This is a genomic window from Kutzneria chonburiensis, from assembly GCF_028622115.1.
Lineage (GTDB): Bacteria > Actinomycetota > Actinomycetes > Mycobacteriales > Pseudonocardiaceae > Kutzneria > Kutzneria chonburiensis.
This window is the reverse complement of the sequence record NZ_CP097263.1, coordinates 1,479,942-1,496,384: the sequence shown is the minus strand read 5'-3', so window position 1 is coordinate 1,496,384 and position 16,443 is coordinate 1,479,942. Positions and strand designations below refer to the sequence as shown.

At 70.2% G+C, this 16,443-nt stretch carries 13 protein-coding genes; 7 read left to right on the top strand and 6 right to left on the bottom strand.

From position 1 onward, the window contains the following. Positions 1 to 114: 114 nt before the first annotated feature. Genes M3Q35_RS49130 through M3Q35_RS07115 form a run of 3 tightly spaced genes read left to right on the top strand, consistent with a single transcriptional unit; the run spans position 115 to position 6,838 of the window. Positions 115 to 1,344 carry a condensation domain-containing protein gene (locus tag M3Q35_RS49130; RefSeq protein WP_476408948.1) on the top strand — a complete coding sequence of 410 codons (1,230 nt, stop codon included), beginning with the start codon at positions 115 to 117 and terminating at the stop codon, positions 1,342 to 1,344. Beyond that, on the top strand, positions 1,341 to 6,632 hold the full coding sequence (locus M3Q35_RS07120; RefSeq protein ID WP_273940847.1) for a non-ribosomal peptide synthetase: 5,292 nt from the start codon (positions 1,341 to 1,343) through the stop codon (positions 6,630 to 6,632). The genes M3Q35_RS49130 and M3Q35_RS07120 overlap by 4 nt, the downstream gene beginning before the upstream one ends. Then, entirely contained in the window at positions 6,629 to 6,838 is a 210-nt protein-coding gene (locus M3Q35_RS07115) for an MbtH family protein (RefSeq protein ID WP_273940846.1), read from the top strand. Before M3Q35_RS07120 ends, M3Q35_RS07115 begins: the two co-directional genes overlap by 4 nt. Positions 6,839 to 6,944: 106 nt before the next feature. Here the strand turns inward: M3Q35_RS07115 and M3Q35_RS07110 are convergent, their stop codons facing one another. Together M3Q35_RS07110 and M3Q35_RS07105 are read right to left on the bottom strand one after the other, a co-directional pair. Beyond that, positions 6,945 to 7,748, bottom strand: coding sequence for a class I SAM-dependent methyltransferase (locus tag M3Q35_RS07110; protein WP_273940845.1), 804 nt, complete (start codon positions 7,746 to 7,748; stop codon positions 6,945 to 6,947). A gap of 44 nt (positions 7,749 to 7,792) precedes the next feature. Continuing rightward, positions 7,793 to 7,996, bottom strand: coding sequence for a hypothetical protein (locus M3Q35_RS07105; RefSeq protein WP_273940844.1), 204 nt, complete (start codon positions 7,994 to 7,996; stop codon positions 7,793 to 7,795). A 533-nt stretch (positions 7,997 to 8,529) separates the two neighbouring features. On the opposite strand from M3Q35_RS07105, the gene M3Q35_RS07100 reads away from it, so the two are divergent. Beyond that, positions 8,530 to 10,500, top strand: a complete 1,971-nt coding sequence (locus M3Q35_RS07100) for an AfsR/SARP family transcriptional regulator (RefSeq protein WP_273940843.1) — start codon at positions 8,530 to 8,532, stop codon at positions 10,498 to 10,500. On the opposite strand, the gene M3Q35_RS07095 is transcribed toward M3Q35_RS07100, so the two are convergent. Together M3Q35_RS07095 and M3Q35_RS07090 are read right to left on the bottom strand one after the other, a co-directional pair. Then, complete coding sequence (locus M3Q35_RS07095; protein ID WP_273940842.1) at positions 10,494 to 11,675, bottom strand: cytochrome P450; 1,182 nt, start codon at positions 11,673 to 11,675, stop codon at positions 10,494 to 10,496. The genes M3Q35_RS07100 and M3Q35_RS07095 overlap by 7 nt on opposite strands. 85 nt (positions 11,676 to 11,760) lie before the next feature. Further along, positions 11,761 to 12,324 carry a TetR/AcrR family transcriptional regulator gene (locus M3Q35_RS07090; RefSeq protein WP_273940841.1) on the bottom strand — a complete coding sequence of 188 codons (564 nt, stop codon included), beginning with the start codon at positions 12,322 to 12,324 and terminating at the stop codon, positions 11,761 to 11,763. A gap of 92 nt (positions 12,325 to 12,416) precedes the next feature. Between M3Q35_RS07090 and M3Q35_RS07085 the strand changes: the two genes are divergently transcribed. After that, positions 12,417 to 13,121 carry a class I SAM-dependent methyltransferase gene (locus tag M3Q35_RS07085; protein ID WP_273940840.1) on the top strand — a complete coding sequence of 235 codons (705 nt, stop codon included), beginning with the start codon at positions 12,417 to 12,419 and terminating at the stop codon, positions 13,119 to 13,121. A gap of 42 nt (positions 13,122 to 13,163) precedes the next feature. Here M3Q35_RS07085 and M3Q35_RS07080 read toward each other — a convergent pair whose 3' ends face one another. Next, positions 13,164 to 14,312 (bottom strand): serine hydrolase domain-containing protein, encoded by a 1,149-nt coding sequence (locus M3Q35_RS07080; RefSeq protein ID WP_273940839.1) that lies wholly within the window; start codon positions 14,310 to 14,312, stop codon positions 13,164 to 13,166. 157 nt (positions 14,313 to 14,469) lie between these two features. Between M3Q35_RS07080 and M3Q35_RS07075 the strand changes: the two genes are divergently transcribed. Beyond that, positions 14,470 to 15,567: a sensor histidine kinase gene (locus M3Q35_RS07075; RefSeq protein WP_273940838.1), complete on the top strand. Its 1,098-nt coding sequence runs from the start codon at positions 14,470 to 14,472 to the stop codon at positions 15,565 to 15,567. After that, a complete protein-coding gene (locus M3Q35_RS07070) occupies positions 15,564 to 16,226 on the top strand; it encodes a response regulator (protein WP_273940837.1) in 663 nt (220 codons plus the stop codon). Before M3Q35_RS07075 ends, M3Q35_RS07070 begins: the two co-directional genes overlap by 4 nt. On the opposite strand, the gene M3Q35_RS07065 is transcribed toward M3Q35_RS07070, so the two are convergent. Then, positions 16,223 to 16,441 (bottom strand): hypothetical protein, encoded by a 219-nt coding sequence (locus M3Q35_RS07065; protein ID WP_273940836.1) that lies wholly within the window; start codon positions 16,439 to 16,441, stop codon positions 16,223 to 16,225. The genes M3Q35_RS07070 and M3Q35_RS07065 overlap by 4 nt on opposite strands. Positions 16,442 to 16,443 lie beyond the last annotated feature (2 nt).

Below are 16,443 nucleotides of genomic sequence, written 5' to 3'. Positions count from 1 at the left end.
AAGGACGTCTTCCAGCACCAGACCGTCGAGGCATTGGCCCTGGTCGCGACCGAGGCCTCGGACGTCGAATCCGACCCGGACGCCGGCATCGGCCGCTTCGCGCCGACCCCGATCATGCACTGGCTGCGTGAGCTCGGCGGCCCGTCCAACGGCTTCAACCAGTCCATGGTCGTCGACCTCCCGGCCGACCTCACCCAGGAACGCCTCGTCGAGGCCCTTCAGGCGCTGCTCGACACCCACGACGCCCTGCGCCTCCAACTGCTCCCCGACGGCGACCTCGAGGTCCGGCCCCGTGACGCCGTGACGGCGGTCCTGCACGAAGGCGACTTCGCCACCGCCGCCGAATGGCTCAACCCGTTGGAGGGCAAGGTCTTCCGGGCTGTGCGGGACGGCGACAAGCTGCTGGTCGTCGTGCACCACCTCGCGGTCGACGGCGTGTCGTGGCGGATCCTGGTCCCCGACCTGCACGACGCCATCGCCGGCAAGCCCTTGGCCCCGGCCACGTTCTCCGTCCGCGAATGGTCGCAACGCCTGCACGCCCAGGATCGCCTGAGCGAGCTGCCCCTGTGGCGGGAAGTGGTGCAGGCCAAGGACTTCCTGCCCGAACTCGACCCGAGCCGCGACACCGTCGCCACGCTGCGAGAGGTCACCATGACCCTGTCACCGGAGGAGACTGAGCCGCTGCTCACCACCCTGCCGGCGGCCGTGCACGGCACCGTCGACGACGTGCTGCTGGCCGGTCTGGCGCTGGCCGTGCAGCGCTGGCGCGGCCTGACCGAGCCGGTGCTGGTGGACATGGAGAGCCACGGCCGCCCCGACGACATCGACACCTCGCGCACGGTTGGCTGGTTCACCGCGCTGGCGCCGATCCGGCTCGACCCCGGCGACGACGAGGCGCAGGCGATCAAGCGGGTCAAGGAGCAGCGCAGGGCGTTGCCGGACAACGGCATCGGCTACGGCCAGCTCCGCTACCTGCACGGCCACGATGAACTCGTCGCGTCCCCACGGCTGGGCTTCAACTACCTGGGCCGGTTCCCGTCGACAACAGATGTTGTCGACGGCCCGCCCGGTCGCGAGCCCGACATGCCGGCGACGCACACCGTGCAGCTCAGCGCCGTCACCGAGGACACCGCCGAGGGCCCGCGGCTGACCGCGACCTGGCAGTGGCCGTCGGCGCTGCTCACCGAGGCCGAGGTGACGGAGCTGGCCACGCTGTGGTTCGCCGCGCTGCGCTCGCTGGCCGGCCGCGACGACACCGGCGGCTACACCCCGTCCGACCTGTTCCTGGCCCTCGACCAGGACGAGATCGAGGCGCTGGAAGCGGAATTGAGGTTCGCCGAATGAGCTCGACGCCCGCGTTCGATGACGTCCTGCCGCTGACGCCGTTGCAGGAGGGCATGCTGTTCCACGCCCTGTCCGGCGAGGACGACGTCTACACCACGCAGCTGGTCGTGCGGGTGCGCGGCCCGCTCGACACCGCGGCGCTGCGCGCGGCCGCCGAGCAGCTGCTGCGCCGGCACGGCAACCTGCGGGCCGGGTTCCGTCAGCGTAAGACCCATCAGGGGATACAGGTCTTACATCGGAACGTGACCCTGCCCTGGCGGGACATCATCGCCACGGAGAGTGACGTGGACGGCATCCTGGCCGCGGAGCGGGCGGAGCGGTTCGAGCTGGCCAAGCCGCCGGCCCTGCGCTTCGCGGTGATCAGCCTGGGTGGCAGTGAGTTCTGTGTGGTGTTGACCTGCCACCACATCCTGATCGACGGCTGGTCGGCGCCGCTGCTGCTGGGCGAGCTGTGGACGCTGTACGGCGGCGGCACGCTGCCGCCGGTGACGCCGTACCGTAACTACCTGGCGTGGTTGGCCAAGCAGGATCGGGCGGCGGCGGAATCGGCCTGGGCCGAGGCGCTGCGCGGGTTGGCCGGGCCGACGAAGGTCGCGCCGGAGCTGACCGGCACGGTCATGCCGTCGGCCATCGACGCCGAACTGTCCGAAGCGGACACCGGCCGGCTGCTCGATGCCAATCGGGCCAACGGGTTGACGTTGAACGCCGGCATCCAGGGCGCCTGGGCGGTGGTGCTGTCCGAGCTGACCGGCCGTGACGACGTGGTGTTCGGGGCCGTGGTGTCGGGGCGGCCGCCGGAGGTGCCGGGCATCGAGTCGATGGTCGGCCTGTTCATCAACACCATCCCGGTGCGGATCATCGTCGACCGTGCGCTGTCGCCGGCCGAGAACTACGTGCGTGCCCAGGCCGAGCAGGCGAAGCTGTTGGGACATCAGCACTTGCGGCTGGCCGACATCCAACGGGCCGCCGGTCAGGGCGAGATGTTCGACACCGTCACCGTGGTCCTGAACTACCCGCTCGACGAGACGCCGGCGGAGCCGATCCGGGGCGTGACCGTCACGGACATCGCCGGGTACGACGCCGCGCACCTGCCGCTGCGGCTGACCGCCGGCACCCGGCAGGGCCGGCTGCAACTCCGGCTGGAGTACCGGCCGGACGCCTTCCCCGCGGAGACGGTCCAGGCCGTTGTCGACCGGCTCACCGACCTGCTGACCAGGGACGACTTCGGTACCCCGCTGGCTGCGCTCGCTCTGGACGCCCGCGAGGCCGGCGAGGTCGCCGTGGAGATCGCCGAGCCGCGCACGCCGCAGGAGGAGATCCTGTGCAAGGTGTTCGCGGAGATCCTCGGCGTCGACCAGGTGCGGCCGGACGCCGACTTCTTCGCGCTGGGCGGGCAGTCGCTGTCGGCGGTCAAGCTGCTCAGCCGGATCCGCACGGTGTTCGGCGCGGAACTGCCGATCCGCGCCGTCTTCGACACGCCGACGGCGGCGGGGCTGGCCTCGCTCGTCGCCGCCGGCGGCACCACCCGGCCGCCGGTGCTCGCTCGACAACGCCCCGAGTTCGTGCCATTGTCGTTCGCGCAGCGGCGGCTGTGGTTCCTGCATCGCATGGAGGGCCCCAGCGCCTCGTACAACCTGACCATGGCGCTGCACCTGACCGGGACGCTGGACCTGCCGGCGCTACGGGCGGCGATCGCCAAGGTGTTGGCCCGGCACGAGAGCCTGCGGACCGTGTTCCCGGACGTGGACGGCCAGCCGTACCAACGGATTCTGGCCGACGCTGAGGTTCCGTTCTCGATCGTGGAGATGACGCCGGAAGCGCTTCCGAAGGCCGCTGGTTACGCGTTCGACCTGGCCGACGAGATCCCGATCCGGGCCACGCTGGCCCGGATCAGCGACACCGAGCACGTGCTTCTGCTGCTGGTGCACCACATCGCCAGTGACGGCTGGTCGCTGGCCCCGCTGTTCCGCGACCTGTCGGCCGCCTACGCCGGCGAAGACCTGCCGCCGCTGACCGTTCAGTACGCCGACTACACGTTGTGGCAGCAGGAAGTTCTCGGTGCCGACGACGACCCGGCCAGCGTGCTGTCGGGGCAGCTGGAACACTGGCGGCAGGCCCTGGCCGGGCTGCCGGACGCCATCGAGCTGCCGACCGACCGTCCCCGCACCACACAGGCCACCCGTGGCGGCGACGTCGTCGAGTTCGAGCTCGGTGCGGACGTGCAGGCCGGGATCGCCCAGCTGGCCCGGACTACCGGGACCACGGCGTTCATGATCCTCCAGGCGGCGCTGGCCGCGCTGCTCAACCGGCTCGGCGCGGGCACCGACATCGCCATCGGCACGCCGGTCGCCGGTCGTCTGGACGAGGCGTTGGACGAGCTCGTCGGATTCTTCGTCAACACGTTGGTGCTGCGCAACGACGTGTCCGGCGATCCGACGTTCACCGAGCTGCTGCACCGGGTTCGCGCCACCGACCTGGCCGCGTACGCCAATCAGGACGTGCCGTTCGAGCGGCTGGTCGAGGTGGTCAACCCGACCCGGTCGCTCACCCACCACCCGCTGTTCCAGGTGCTGTTGGCGTTGCAGAACAACAGTGACGGGGAGCTGACGCTGCCCGGGCTGACCGTTCGGCCGCACGAGGTCGCCACCGGCACCACCCGGTTCGACCTGTCGTTCGTGCTGGCCGAGGGCGACGGCATCAAGGGCGTGCTGGAGTACGCCACCGACCTGTTCGACCGGCCGACCGCGCAGTCCATTGTGGACCGCTTCACCCGGCTGGTCGCAGCCGTGGTCACCGCCCCGCAGAATCGGGTGAGCAGCGTTGACGTGCTCACCGCCGTTGAGCGGACGCCGTTGCGGGGTATGGACTTCGTCCATGAGTTGACCACCCTTCCGGCGGCCTTCGAGGCGCAGGTGCGGCGGACGCCGACGCTGCCGGCCGTGGAGTGCGGCGACGAGACCTTGACCTATGCCGAACTCAACACGCGGGCCAACCGGTTGGCGCACAGGCTGATCGCGCAGGGGGCGCGGCCCGGTGAGTACGTGGCCGTCACGCTCCGGCCGTCGATCGAGCTGATCATCGCCTGCCTGGCCATCCTCAAGTCCGGGGCCGGCTACGTCCCGGTCGACCCCGGCTACCCGGCCGAGCGCATCGATTTCATCCTCGGCGACGTCTCCCCCGTGTGCGTCATCGACTCGGTCGAAGTCGATCTGAGCGCCGACAACCCCGAAGTCGTTGTGCGGCCGGAAGACTGCGCGTACGTGATCTACACGTCCGGCTCGACCGGTCGCCCCAAGGGTGTGGTCGTGCCGCATCGCGCCCTGCTCAACCTGATCGCCGAATACGGCCGGCGCTTCGGTGACAACCCCGACCGGCGGGTGCTGACCTTCGTCTCCCCCAGTTTCGACGTGTCGATGTCCGAGCTGGCGCAGGCACTGTTCTTCGGCGGCTGCCTGGTGATCCCGCCGGCCGGCGCCGACTTCGGGGACTACCTGGCGGCCAAGGACATCACGCACGCCACCGTGCCGGCCGCGGTGCTGGCGACGGTGGAACCACGCGAGTTGCCCAAGCTCGAGGTGCTGGTGACCGGCGGCGAGCCGTCACGGCCCGAGGTGATCAAGGCGTGGTCGGCCACCAGGATGCTGATCAACGCCTACGGGCCGACCGAGGCAACCATCGAGTCCACCTTCGCGATCTGGGGCGACGAAGCCAATCCGGTGCTGATCGGCTCGCCGGTCAACAACGTCACGGCGTACGTGCTGGACAGCCGGCTGACGCCGGTCCCCGTTGGCGTGCCGGGCGAGCTGTACCTCGCCGGTGCCGGCCTCGCCCGCGGCTACCTGCGGCGACCGGGGCTGACCGGCGAACGCTTCATCGCCGATCCCTTTGCCGCCAACGGAAGCCGCATGTACCGCACCGGCGATGTCGTGCGGCGGCGGGCCGATGGGCAGCTGGAGTTCGTCGGCCGCTGCGACGACCAGGTCAAGGTTCGCGGGCTGCGCATCGAGCTCGGCGAGGTCGAGGCCGCTCTGGCGCGCCACCCTGACATCGCCGCCGTCGCGGTCGCCGTGCACGACGCCGCGCTCGTCGCGTACGTCGTCGGCAACGACCTGGATCCGTTGGCGCTGAGGCGATTCGTCGGCGCGTCGCTGCCCGAGTACTACGTGCCCTCGGTGTTCGTGCCGCTCGCCGAGTTGCCGCTGACCCCCAACGGCAAGGTCGACCGCCGGGCGCTGCCCGCGCCGACCCACGTCGCCACCGAGGGCCGTGGGCCGCGCTCACCGCGGGAGTTGTTGCTGTGCCAGCTGTTCGCCGAGGTGCTCAAGGTCGACTCGGTGTCCATCGACGACAACTTCTTCGACCTCGGCGGCCATTCGCTGCTGGCCACGCAGCTGGTCAGCAAGATCGGCGTGGTGCTCGGCGCACAGCTCAGCATCCGCACGCTGTTCGACGCCGCCACTGTCGCCGAACTGTCCGCGCAGCTCGACGAGGGCGACGAGCGGGACCCGTTCGCCATGCTGCTGCCGCTACGGACCGGCGGCGACGGTTTCCCGCTGTTCTGCGTGCATCCGGTCGGCGGGCTCAGCTGGTGCTACTCCACCCTGCTGCGTGGTCTGGACCGCGACACCCCCGTCTACGGCCTCCAGTCGCGCAACCTGTCCGGCGGCGAGCCGCCCGCGAGCCTGGAGGAGCTCGTCGGCGACTACGTCGACCAGATCCGGAAGGTGCAGCCCACCGGGCCGTACCACCTGCTCGGCTGGTCCATGGGCGGGCATCTCGCCCATGCCGTCGCCGCCGCCCTCCAACAGTCCGGCGACGAGGTCGCACTGCTGGCCGCGCTCGACGCCTATCCGGTCGAGCCGTCGTTGCGCCGGCCCATGTCCGCTGCTCAGGTGCACGAGGACCTCTACGCCGGCTACGTCCGCCTCGGCGTCGCCTCCGGCGAAGCACCCGCCGACCGGCCGGCCGAGCTCATCCGTCTGCTCGGCACCGACGAGGAGATGCGTGGCTTCTCCGAGGCCCAGCTCGCCCGGGTCCTCGACGCCACCGTCGCCAATGTCGTCGTCACCGCCCACCGCGAGCCCCCCGTCTTCGACGGCGACCTGCTCCTGGTCGTCGCCACCGAGGACCAGCGCCCTTGGGCCGATCCCGGCCTCTGGGCCCCGCACGTCCGATCCGTCAGCCAGCACCCGTTCCACGCCACCCACGAGCAGCTTCTGCACGCCGACCACGGCGCCGCCATCGGGCGGCTCGTGGCCACCAGGATGAACCAAGGAGAAATGCGATGACCAACCCGTTCGAGGACAACGACGCCAGCTACCTCGTGCTCGTCAACGAGGAGAACCAGCACTCGCTGTGGCCGGAGTTCGTCGCCGTGCCCGCCGGCTGGACCGTCGCCAACGGCCCGGCGCCCCGCCAGGACAGCCTCGACTACATCGAGCGGACCTGGACCGACATGCGCCCGGCCAGCCTCATCGCCGCCATGGCCGAGTGACCCTGAGGGGCCGTGCCTCGGCACGGCCCTCTTCTCACGCCGTCATCCCGCCAGCCAGTACTGGTCCTGGTAGCCCGGGTTGCAGGTGAACAGGAAGACACCGGCCTCATTCAGCGCGTTGTCCCACGCGAAGGACGCTCAGATAATGGCGCGGCGCGCGATCGCCCATTCGGGTGCGGATGCGCTCGGCGATGGCCGCCAGCAACGGTTCCCGGACGTCGGCGGCGAGACTTCGGTACAGTGACAGCGAACGCAGCAGGTCGGCGAAGCCGGCGCCGTCGAACCACTGCACGGTCGGGTACCAGCGCACGATCGTCGGACCGAACAGAGTGCCGGGATCGTCGACCAGACCCCAACCCTGATCCGTGGCACGGACTTCGTCCTCGAGCGGCGGATGACCCCAGCCCTTGTGCCCGGGACAGAACTGTTCGTGCAGGTCAGCAGTTTCGGCGTAGACCTCAGGCTCGCCCGGCCGGCGGACGGTGACGTTGCCCAGCAGCGCCATCCAGCCGCCAGGACGCAGCACCTCGTGCGCCCGCCGCCAGCCGATCGCCGGATCGACCCAGTGCCACGACGACGCCGCCACCAGGACGTCGAAGCGCCGGCCGCGGTCGGCCCAGTCCTCGAACCTCGACGTCTCAACGTCGACATCGGTCCGCCGGCGGGCGATCGACGCCATCTCCTCGCCCGGCTCGATGGCGGTCAGCGAGCAGCCGAGTTTGACCAGCGATCGGGTCGCCTGCCCGGTGCCGCAGCCGACCTCCAGCACCGCAGACTGTTCGGTCAGGTCGGTGACAGCGGCGAGATCGGCGAACAGTTCGTCGGGATAGCCCGGCCGAACACGGTCGTAGAGTGCGGGAACCTCGTTGAACACCCGGCCGAGAGCACGGCCCTGCGGAACATCGGTCACGAACCCGAAGCTACCGACGGCGCGGGGCCGCTCCTATCGGGTTTCTAGTCGACGTCGCGCAACAGGCGGTGGATGGCGGTGACCTCGGCGCTCATCTCGCGCATCCGGCCGTCGAGGTCGGCGAGCTGGTCGGCGAGGTCGCGGGCGGCGGACTGGCGGGCGCGGCTGCGGGCGAGCAGGGCGATCCAGACGGTCACGCTGCCGAGCACGGCCACCATGCACGCCACCGTCGCTGCCGTCTCTGCCATCGAAGTCCTCCACAATCGTCGTCGCCCGCCCGACCGTTTCCCTGACGACCGAATGAGTCACGTTTCCAACGGGGCGGTGGCGCACTGCCACCGCCCGGAGGACCGCCCGCCTTCTTGCCGGCCTGCGGGACTCTACTCACGGGTCTTTTCTTCCCGTTATCGAGCGGATTTGCGTGACTTTTCAGGTGGGCTCCATCACGATTGTCACGTTACGCTACTTTGTATCGATCCAGAGCTACTCTCAGTTATACATGCTGGTCAGAAGGAGACTCGAATCAATATCATGTTCGCCCGGTGGTTGATAAGTGACATCCAGGTGACCAACTGGTGCGTAGCGTGTTCGACGTGTTCGACAGACCGTGGTTGTTCGTACACGGCGGGTGAGTTCACCAGGTGTCACGGTCGAGTCCAACTCAAGCAATCTTTTTCGTGCTTCACTGTGATCGCCCGGATGAGTCGGGAAACCAGGGGTGGGGACTCATGGGGAAACCGGGCCACATTGGAATATGACGTTCGTGACCACTGGGGGGTCAATGAACAACCGCTTGCACATCGGTGTGCTCGGAATGCTCCAAGCCGGCGTCGGCGACACACAGATCGCCATCGGCGGCTCGCGGCAGCGCACCATCCTGGCGATGCTGGCCCTTGCCCCGGGCCAGGTCGTCTCGGTCGACGCGCTGGTCGAGGCGGTCTGGAACGGCCGACCGCCGGCCACCGGCCGCACGCAGGTGGCGATCTGCGTTGCCGCACTGCGGAAAACCTTCAAGACGGCCGGTTTCCACGATGACGTGATCATCACCAGCGCTCCCGGCTACCTGCTGCGCACCGACGGCGTGCGGATCGACGCGGTGGAGTTCGCCGAGCTCACGGACAAGGGTGAGGCGGCGGCCGAGGCCGGCGACCTCGCCGAGGCGGCCAGATGCCTTGACGCGGCCCAGAAGTTGTGGCGCGGACCGGCGCTGACCGGGGTCTCCGGCCTGTCGGTGGAGATCGAGGCGGCGCGGCTGGAGGAACTGCGGCTGGCCGTGCACGAGAAGCACGCGGCCATCCGACTGGACCTGGGCCAGCACAACGACCTCATCGGCGAGCTGACCACGCTGGTTCGCGAGCACCCGCTGCGCGAGCAGTCCCGGGCCCAGCTCATGCTGGCCCAGTACCGGGCCGGTCGCCGGGCCGAGTCGCTGGCCACGTTCCGCGACGGGCAGCGCCTGTCCATCAGCGAGTTCGGCCTCGAACTGGGCCCGTCGCTGCGCAAGATGCACGACGCGATCCTGCGTGACGACCCGGGCCTGACCGCGGCCCGCCCGGTCCGCACCGCGGATTCCCCGCTGCGGCACCGGGTTCCGGCGCAGCTGCCGGCCGACGTGCCCGGTTTCACCGGCCGTGCCGACGAGATCGCCGCGCTGGACGGCATGGTCGGCGACACCGAGCTGACCATCGGCCTGATCACCGGCGGTGCCGGAGTCGGCAAGACGGGACTGGCCGTGCACTGGGCCAACCGGGTGGCCGACGACTTCCCGGGCGGTCAGCTGTTCGCCGACGTCAGCGCCGGTCCGAAGGCCGTGCTGGGCGCATTCCTGCGGGCGCTGGGCGTGCCCGACGACCTGATCCGGGACGACGTCGAGGAGCGGGCGGCGCTCTACCGCAGCATCCTGCGCGACCGGCGGGCGCTGGTCGTGCTGGACAACGCCGCCTCGTTCGGCGAGATCCGGCCTTTGCTGCCGGGCAGCGCGCAGTGCCACGTGCTCGTCACGAGCCGCGGACAGCTCTACGACCTGCTCGGTCAACACGGCGCGCATCAGCTCCGGCTCGGCGCCCTCGCGCCGACCGACGCCGTGTCACTGCTCGGCGCCGTCGCCGGAAACGCCCGTGTCACAGCTGATCCCGGGGCCACCCACCAGCTGGCGGAACTGTGCGACCGGCTGCCGCTCGTGCTCCGCACAGCCGGCGCACGTCTCGCGGCCAAGCCGCATTGGTCGGTGCGGCATCTGCTGGACAAGGTCGCCGACGAGGCCCACCGCCTGGACGAGCTCAGCGGGGCCGAGCACGATCTGCGCGCCGGTTTCGCGGTCAGTTGCCGGGAATTAACCGAGCCGGAGTCGGCGCTTTTCCGCCGGTTGGGGCTGCTCACGGTGCCCGAGGTGTCGGTGTGGATCGGCGCCGCGCTGCTGGACACCACCGCCAACCGCGCCGAGAAGCACATGGAGCGGCTGGTCGACCTCCAGCTGCTGGACGTGGTCGGCACCGACCCGACCGGCGCCGTGCGCTACCGGCAGCCGGAGCTGATCCGCTTGTACGCCAAGGAACTCTGCGAGGAGCACGACAGCAGGCAGGTCCGGCTCCGCGCGTGCGAACGGGTGTTCTCGGGCTGGCTGTCGATGGCGGTCGACGGCCGCCGCAGCACCGGCTTCGACGGGCAGCGGCTGGAGGACCTGCTGCGCGATCCGAGCACACTGTTCGACGTGCCGGCCGACGCCATCCCGAGCCTGCGCGCCGCCTACTGATCGAACTCGACGGGCAGGGCTCGCACTCCCCGCATCAGCTGGCCGGTCCGCCACCGGATCTCGGCGGCCGGCACCGCGAGGCGCAGGCTGGGGCGGCGTCGGACCAGCGTGGTCAACACGACGCGCAGCTCCAGCCGCGCCAGCGGCGCACCGATGCAGTGGTGCACACCGAATCCAAACGTGAGATGGCGGTTCGTGGCACGGGCGAAGTCGAGGTCGTCGGGGCGCGGGAACGCCTGCTCGTCACGGTTGGCCGAGTCGGCCTGGACCAGGACGGCGTCACCGGCGCGAATGAGCCGGCCGCCGATCTCGATGTCCTCCTTGGCGATCCGCGGCAGGTCGGCCACGGTGGCCAGCGGGCTGTACCGCAGCAGCTCCTCCACCGCGGCCGGCACCAGCTCCGGCCGTTCGACCAGCTCCTGCCAGCGTTCGCGTGAGGTCAGCAGCTGGTAGACGAAGTTGCCGATCTGGTTGGCGGTGGTCTCGTGGCCGCCGGCCAGCAGCGCGATGCCGAGCATCAGCAACTCGTTGTCCGACAGGCGATCCCCGACGTCCCGGGCCACGACCAGGGCGGTCAGCAGGTCGTCGCCGGGCTCCGATCGTCGTTGCGCGATCAAGGACGTCAGCAGTCCGGCCAGCTCGTCCCGGGCCGCGACCACGTCGTCCCGGGTGACGCCGCCGACCGCGACGATCGTCTCCGTGCACCGGCGGACCTGGTGCCGGGTCTCGACCGGCACGCCGAGCAGCTCGCAGATCACCTGCACCGGCAGCTCCCACGCCACCGTCTCGGCGAGGTCGCCGGGCGAGGTGAGCTGGTCGACCAGTCCGTCGACGATCTCCTGGATTCGCGGCTGGAGCAGCTCGACGCGGCGGGCGGTGAACGCCTTGGCCACCAGCGTGCGGATCCGGCCGTGGGCCGGCGGGTCCATGGTCAGGATGTTGCCCACCGGCTCGTAGCCCGGCCGCGACCGGGGCACGTCCGCCCCGGCGACGGCGGCACGGGAGAACCGCGGGTCGGCGTAGACCAGTTTTGCCTGCTCATAGGTGGTGACGAGCCAGGCTTCGCCGCCGTAGGGCATGGTGACCCTGATCGGCGCGCCGCCCTGCCGCAGCTCGGCGAACCGGTCGTGCAGGTCCAGCGCCACGGCTTCGCCGAACGGGTAGGGCTCCGACATCGCGAACTCCCTGGGGTGTCAACGATCCAGGGCCCAACCGTACCCGTCAGCGGGCGTGGCGGTGATGTGCCGGACGGGTGGCAACTCAGGCGCCCAGCACGGTGTCCACGATCTGGTCGATCTCGGCCTCGTCGGGCGGGTTCCCGGTGAGCAGGAAGGAGTGCATGACCAGCGCCGGTCCGATGTGGACGGCCATCGGCCGGACGGCGTCGATCTCGCCGGTCCGCACGGCATTGTCCAGAATGGACTCGATCACCCGTAGCCGTGGGCTGACGATGTGCTCGACGATGGCGTTGCGCAGCACGGGATCGGCCACCAGGCCGGTGATCACGGCCAGGCCGGGGAACGAGGTGCGGCCGCCGAAGATCTGGCACAGCACAGTGAACACGGCCCGCAGGTTGTCCCGCGGCGGCATCTCCGGTTCGAAGCCGGGCAGCGGCGGCAGGCTGTGCCGCAACGCGTCCAGTACCAGGGCTTGCTTGGTCGACCACCGCCGGTAGACGGCCGCCTTGCCGGTGCGGGCCCGGGCGGCGACGCCCTCCATGGTCAGCCGGCCGTAGCCGGATTCGGCCAGTTCCCGGACGGTCGCCTCGTACAGGGCATGCTCCAGCTCGGCCCCACGGCGGCGGGTGCTTGTCGACGCGCTCACCACCCGATAGTAGACGTTGACGTTCCCAATGCGCAGCACTACGCTCGGTCATAGTGAACGTCTCCGTCTACTAAAAACTGGGGTGACGATCGGTGAGCGATCACATGATGGACTTCGACGCGCTCTACCAGGGGCAGAGCGTGGCCGTCGGCGACGTGGAGCTGGACGTCATCCCGTGGCGGCTGGACGGTCCGCAGCCGCTGGTGGTCGAGCTGGCCGACGCCGGCGAGTTCACCGGCTCGGTGCTGGAAAGTGGTTGTGGACTCGGTGACAACGCCCTGTTCCTGGCCGAGCGGGGGCTGGAGATCACCGCGTTCGACGCCGCGCCGACGGCGGTCGCGCAGGCCAGGGCCAAGGCCGCCGAGCGCGGCCTGAAGGTCGACTTCGCCATCGCCGACGCCACCACGCTCGACGGCATCGACGGCCGTTTCAACTCGGCACTCGACTCGGCGATGATGCACTGCCTCACCGACGAGCAGCGGCGGGACTACCTCGCCGCGCTGCACGCTGTCACCAATCCCGGTGCGGTGCTGCACATCCTGTGCTTCCCCGAGCAGACCGAGGCTCTGTTCCCGATGCCCGGTCACACCGACGCGGCCAGCCTGCGCCGCGACCTCGGCCAGCACTGGCGGATCGACCGCATGCAGATGCGGGGCTATGCCACGGCTTTCACCGCCGAGCAGTGGGCCGCGGCGATGCCGCCGGAGGCCGCCGCCTTGCTGTCCACGGATTCCGCGGTCGACGCGCAGGGCCACGTGCAGCTCCCGATCTGGCAGATCAGGGCCATCCGCGCCTGAAACCGTTGTGGCGGCGGGATTCTGCCGCCGCCACAACGATGGTCACGACGTGCCGCAGATGGCGTGCCGCACCAGGTTGGCGGTCATGTCCTGGGTGAGCGGCGGCACGCCCGGCTTGGCCACCGGCGAGTCGCTGTTGATGGTGATCACGGCACTGCGCGTGCCGTCCGCGCTGACGGCATCGCGGGTCTTGAAGCCGTGAATGTCGCCGCCGTGCGACCAGTAGCCGCCGCACGACGTCGGCACCCACGCCAAGCCGAGACCGTATCGTGCGCCCGGCCACACCGGATCGAGTTCGGACGCACGGACGGTCGTCTGCATTTCCTTGAGCTGCGCCGGTTTGAGCAGCTTCCCGGTGACGAGGGCCCGGAGGAAAGTGTTGAGATCGCTGGTGTCGCTGACGATCGCGCCGGCGGCACCGGCCCATGTCGGGTTGAGCACGGTGGCGTCGATGTCCGCTTCGTCCTTGGCGAACCGTTGGTAGCCAACGGCATGCGGCTCGGGTAGGTACGGATTCGTGTACGGCGTCGTGGTGTTGTGGAGGCCGAGCGGCGCGATGATCCGCCGCTGCACCTCCTGCTGCCAGTCGTGCCCGGTGACCTTCTTGATGATCATCCCGGCCAGCAGGTAGTTGGTGTTGGAGTACCGCCAGTCCGTGCCCGGCTCGAAGTTCGACGGGTGCTTCATGGCCATGGCCACCATCTCCGGCGCGGTCAGCGTGCGGAACCGGTTGGCCTCGAAGTCCTTGGCGTTGTTGAGAAAGGTCAGATCCTGCGTGTACTCCGGCAGCCCGCTGGTGTGCTGCAACAGGTTCCGCACGGTGATCTTCGTGCCGTCGTTGCCGTTGCCCGTGACGACACCGGGCAGCCAGTGGTCGACGGTGTCGTCCAGCGCCAGCCTGCCCTCGCCGACCAGCTGCAACAACACGGTCGCGGTGAACGTCTTGGTGGCGCTGCCGGCCCGGAAATGCGTGTTCCACGGCACCGGCGTCTTGGCCGCGGTGTCGCCGTAGCCGCTGCGCACCTTCACCTTGCCGGACGGCGTGTCCACCTCGGCGAGCACGCCCGGCGCGCCGTAGTCCAGCAGCTGGTCCGCGTCCCGTTGCAGCACCGACCGGTCCACGCCGTTGGCCGGCGCGGCGCCCGCCATGACCCCGGTCAGGGCGACCAGCGCGATCACTGTCCTGTACATCGGATTTCCCCTCAGTTGACTGCCCTCACAGCGAACCAGCCGGGACCGGGTGGCCGACATCGTCTGGCGGGGGATCTTGGCCTACCCCGCTGGGGGTAGACACGGATCAGCCCGTGGGGCGGTGCGGTGGCCCGGGCTTCCCGGCTACCGTTGGCCGGTGCGAGGGATACTCCGATCCGTTCCGGTCGATGTGGTGCTGGCCGTCGCGTTGACCGTGCTGGCCGTCGCGTCGCTGGTCGACCAGCACGTGCCGTGGCCGGCGTATGTGCTGACCGGCCTGGGATTCGCGCCGGTCGCACTGCGCCAGCTGCTGCCGTTGACGATCACGGTCGTGATGGGCGCGGCCCTGGTCGTCGGCCTGCTGCTCGGCTACCCCGACTCCCCCACCGGCGGGATCGGTCTGCTGATCGGATTGTTCTCGGTGGCCCTGCTGCGCCCGTGGCCGATCGCCGTGGTTGCCCTCGTCGTCGCGCTCGCGGCGTTGGTGACGAACTTCGTCGTGCTGGTCGGCGACGTGCACAAGTGGCCGGTGTTCGGCAGCTCCATGCTCCAGGTGCTGACCGCGTTCGGGCTCGGCCTGAGCACCAGCCGCTGGTCGCGGCGGATGGAGCGGCTGGCCGAACAGGCGTCGCGGGCGGTGGCCGACGAACGGATCCGCATCGCCCACGAGCTGCACGACGTGGTGGCGCACCACATGTCGGTGATCTCGCTGCAAGCCGGGGTCGCGGAGTACGTTGTGGACAGTGACCGGAACGCGGCCAGGGAGGCGCTGGTGATCGTCGGCGACACCAGCCGCTCGGCGCTGGCCGAGATGCGCCGGCTGCTGGCCGTGCTGCGGGTGGACGAGCCCGACAGCACGCAGCCCCAGCCCGGTCTGTCCGAACTGGACGGTCTGCTGGATCGCTTGCGCGCCACCGGTCTGCCGGTGACGCTGGCCGTCACGGGCCCACCGCGGGCGTTGTCGCCCGGAGCTGACCTGTGCGCGTACCGGGTGGCGCAGGAGTCGTTGACCAACGTGCTCAAGCACGCCGGGCCCGCTGCGGCCCGTCTCGACCTGGACTACGGGGAGCGCACCCTGACGTTGAAGATCACCGACGACGGCCGCGGGGCGAAGGTGCGGCCAGCCGGTGCGGCGCGGGGCATCGTCGGCATGCGCGAGCGGGCCGAGCTCTATGGCGGCGTGCTCACCGCCGGACCCCGGTCGGGCGGCGGATTCGCCGTGGTGCTGCGACTTCCGTACGTGGAGGACGTGTGAGCCTCCGTGTGCTGATCGCCGACGATCAGGCTCTCATCCGCGCCGGCCTGTCGGCCCTGCTGCGCGCCGCCGGCCTCGACGTGGCCGGCGAGGCCGAGAACGGCGTCCAGGCGGTGGAACTGGCCGCCGCGCTGCGTCCCGACGTGATCGTCATGGACATCCGCATGCCCGTGCTCGACGGTCTGGACGCCACCGAGCGGATCCTGGCCGCCGCGCCGGGCACCCGCATCCTCGTGCTCACCACCTTCGACCTCGACGAGTACGTCTACCGCGCGCTCGCCGCCGGCGCGGCCGGCTTCCTGCTCAAGGAAACCCCGCCGGCCGCCATCGTCGCCGCCGTGCACGCCGTGGCCGCCGGGGACGTGTTGATCAGCCCGGCCGTCACCCAGCGGCTGGTCGAGACCTACGCCCTGTACCACCGGCGCGCCACCGCCGACCTCGCCGGTCTCACCGCCCGCGAGACCGAGGTCCTGCGCCTGGTCGCCCACGGCCTGAGCAATGCCCAGATCGCCGCGCGGCTGGTGTTGAGCGAGTCGACGGTCAAGACGCACGTCAAGAACCTGATGGGCAAGCTCGGCCTGTCCAGCCGCGCCCAGGCCGTCGTCGCCGGCTACGAGAGCGGCCTGGTGGTACCCGGTCTGCTCGACCGGTCCGACTAGCTCTCGACCAGCCGCCCCGCGCTGACCCGGTGCGTCTCGTGCAGCCGCGCGACCCGCTCCGGGTTGGCCAGGATCTCGTCGGCAACCTCGATCTCGTGCAGGACCTGACCCTGCTGGGCGACAATCCGGCCGACCGGGCCGCCTTCGACCTCGTTGTGCACGGGCGCGATGCCGATCAGGCGGCCGTCCACGTCGGACAGTACGGCGATCTTCATGG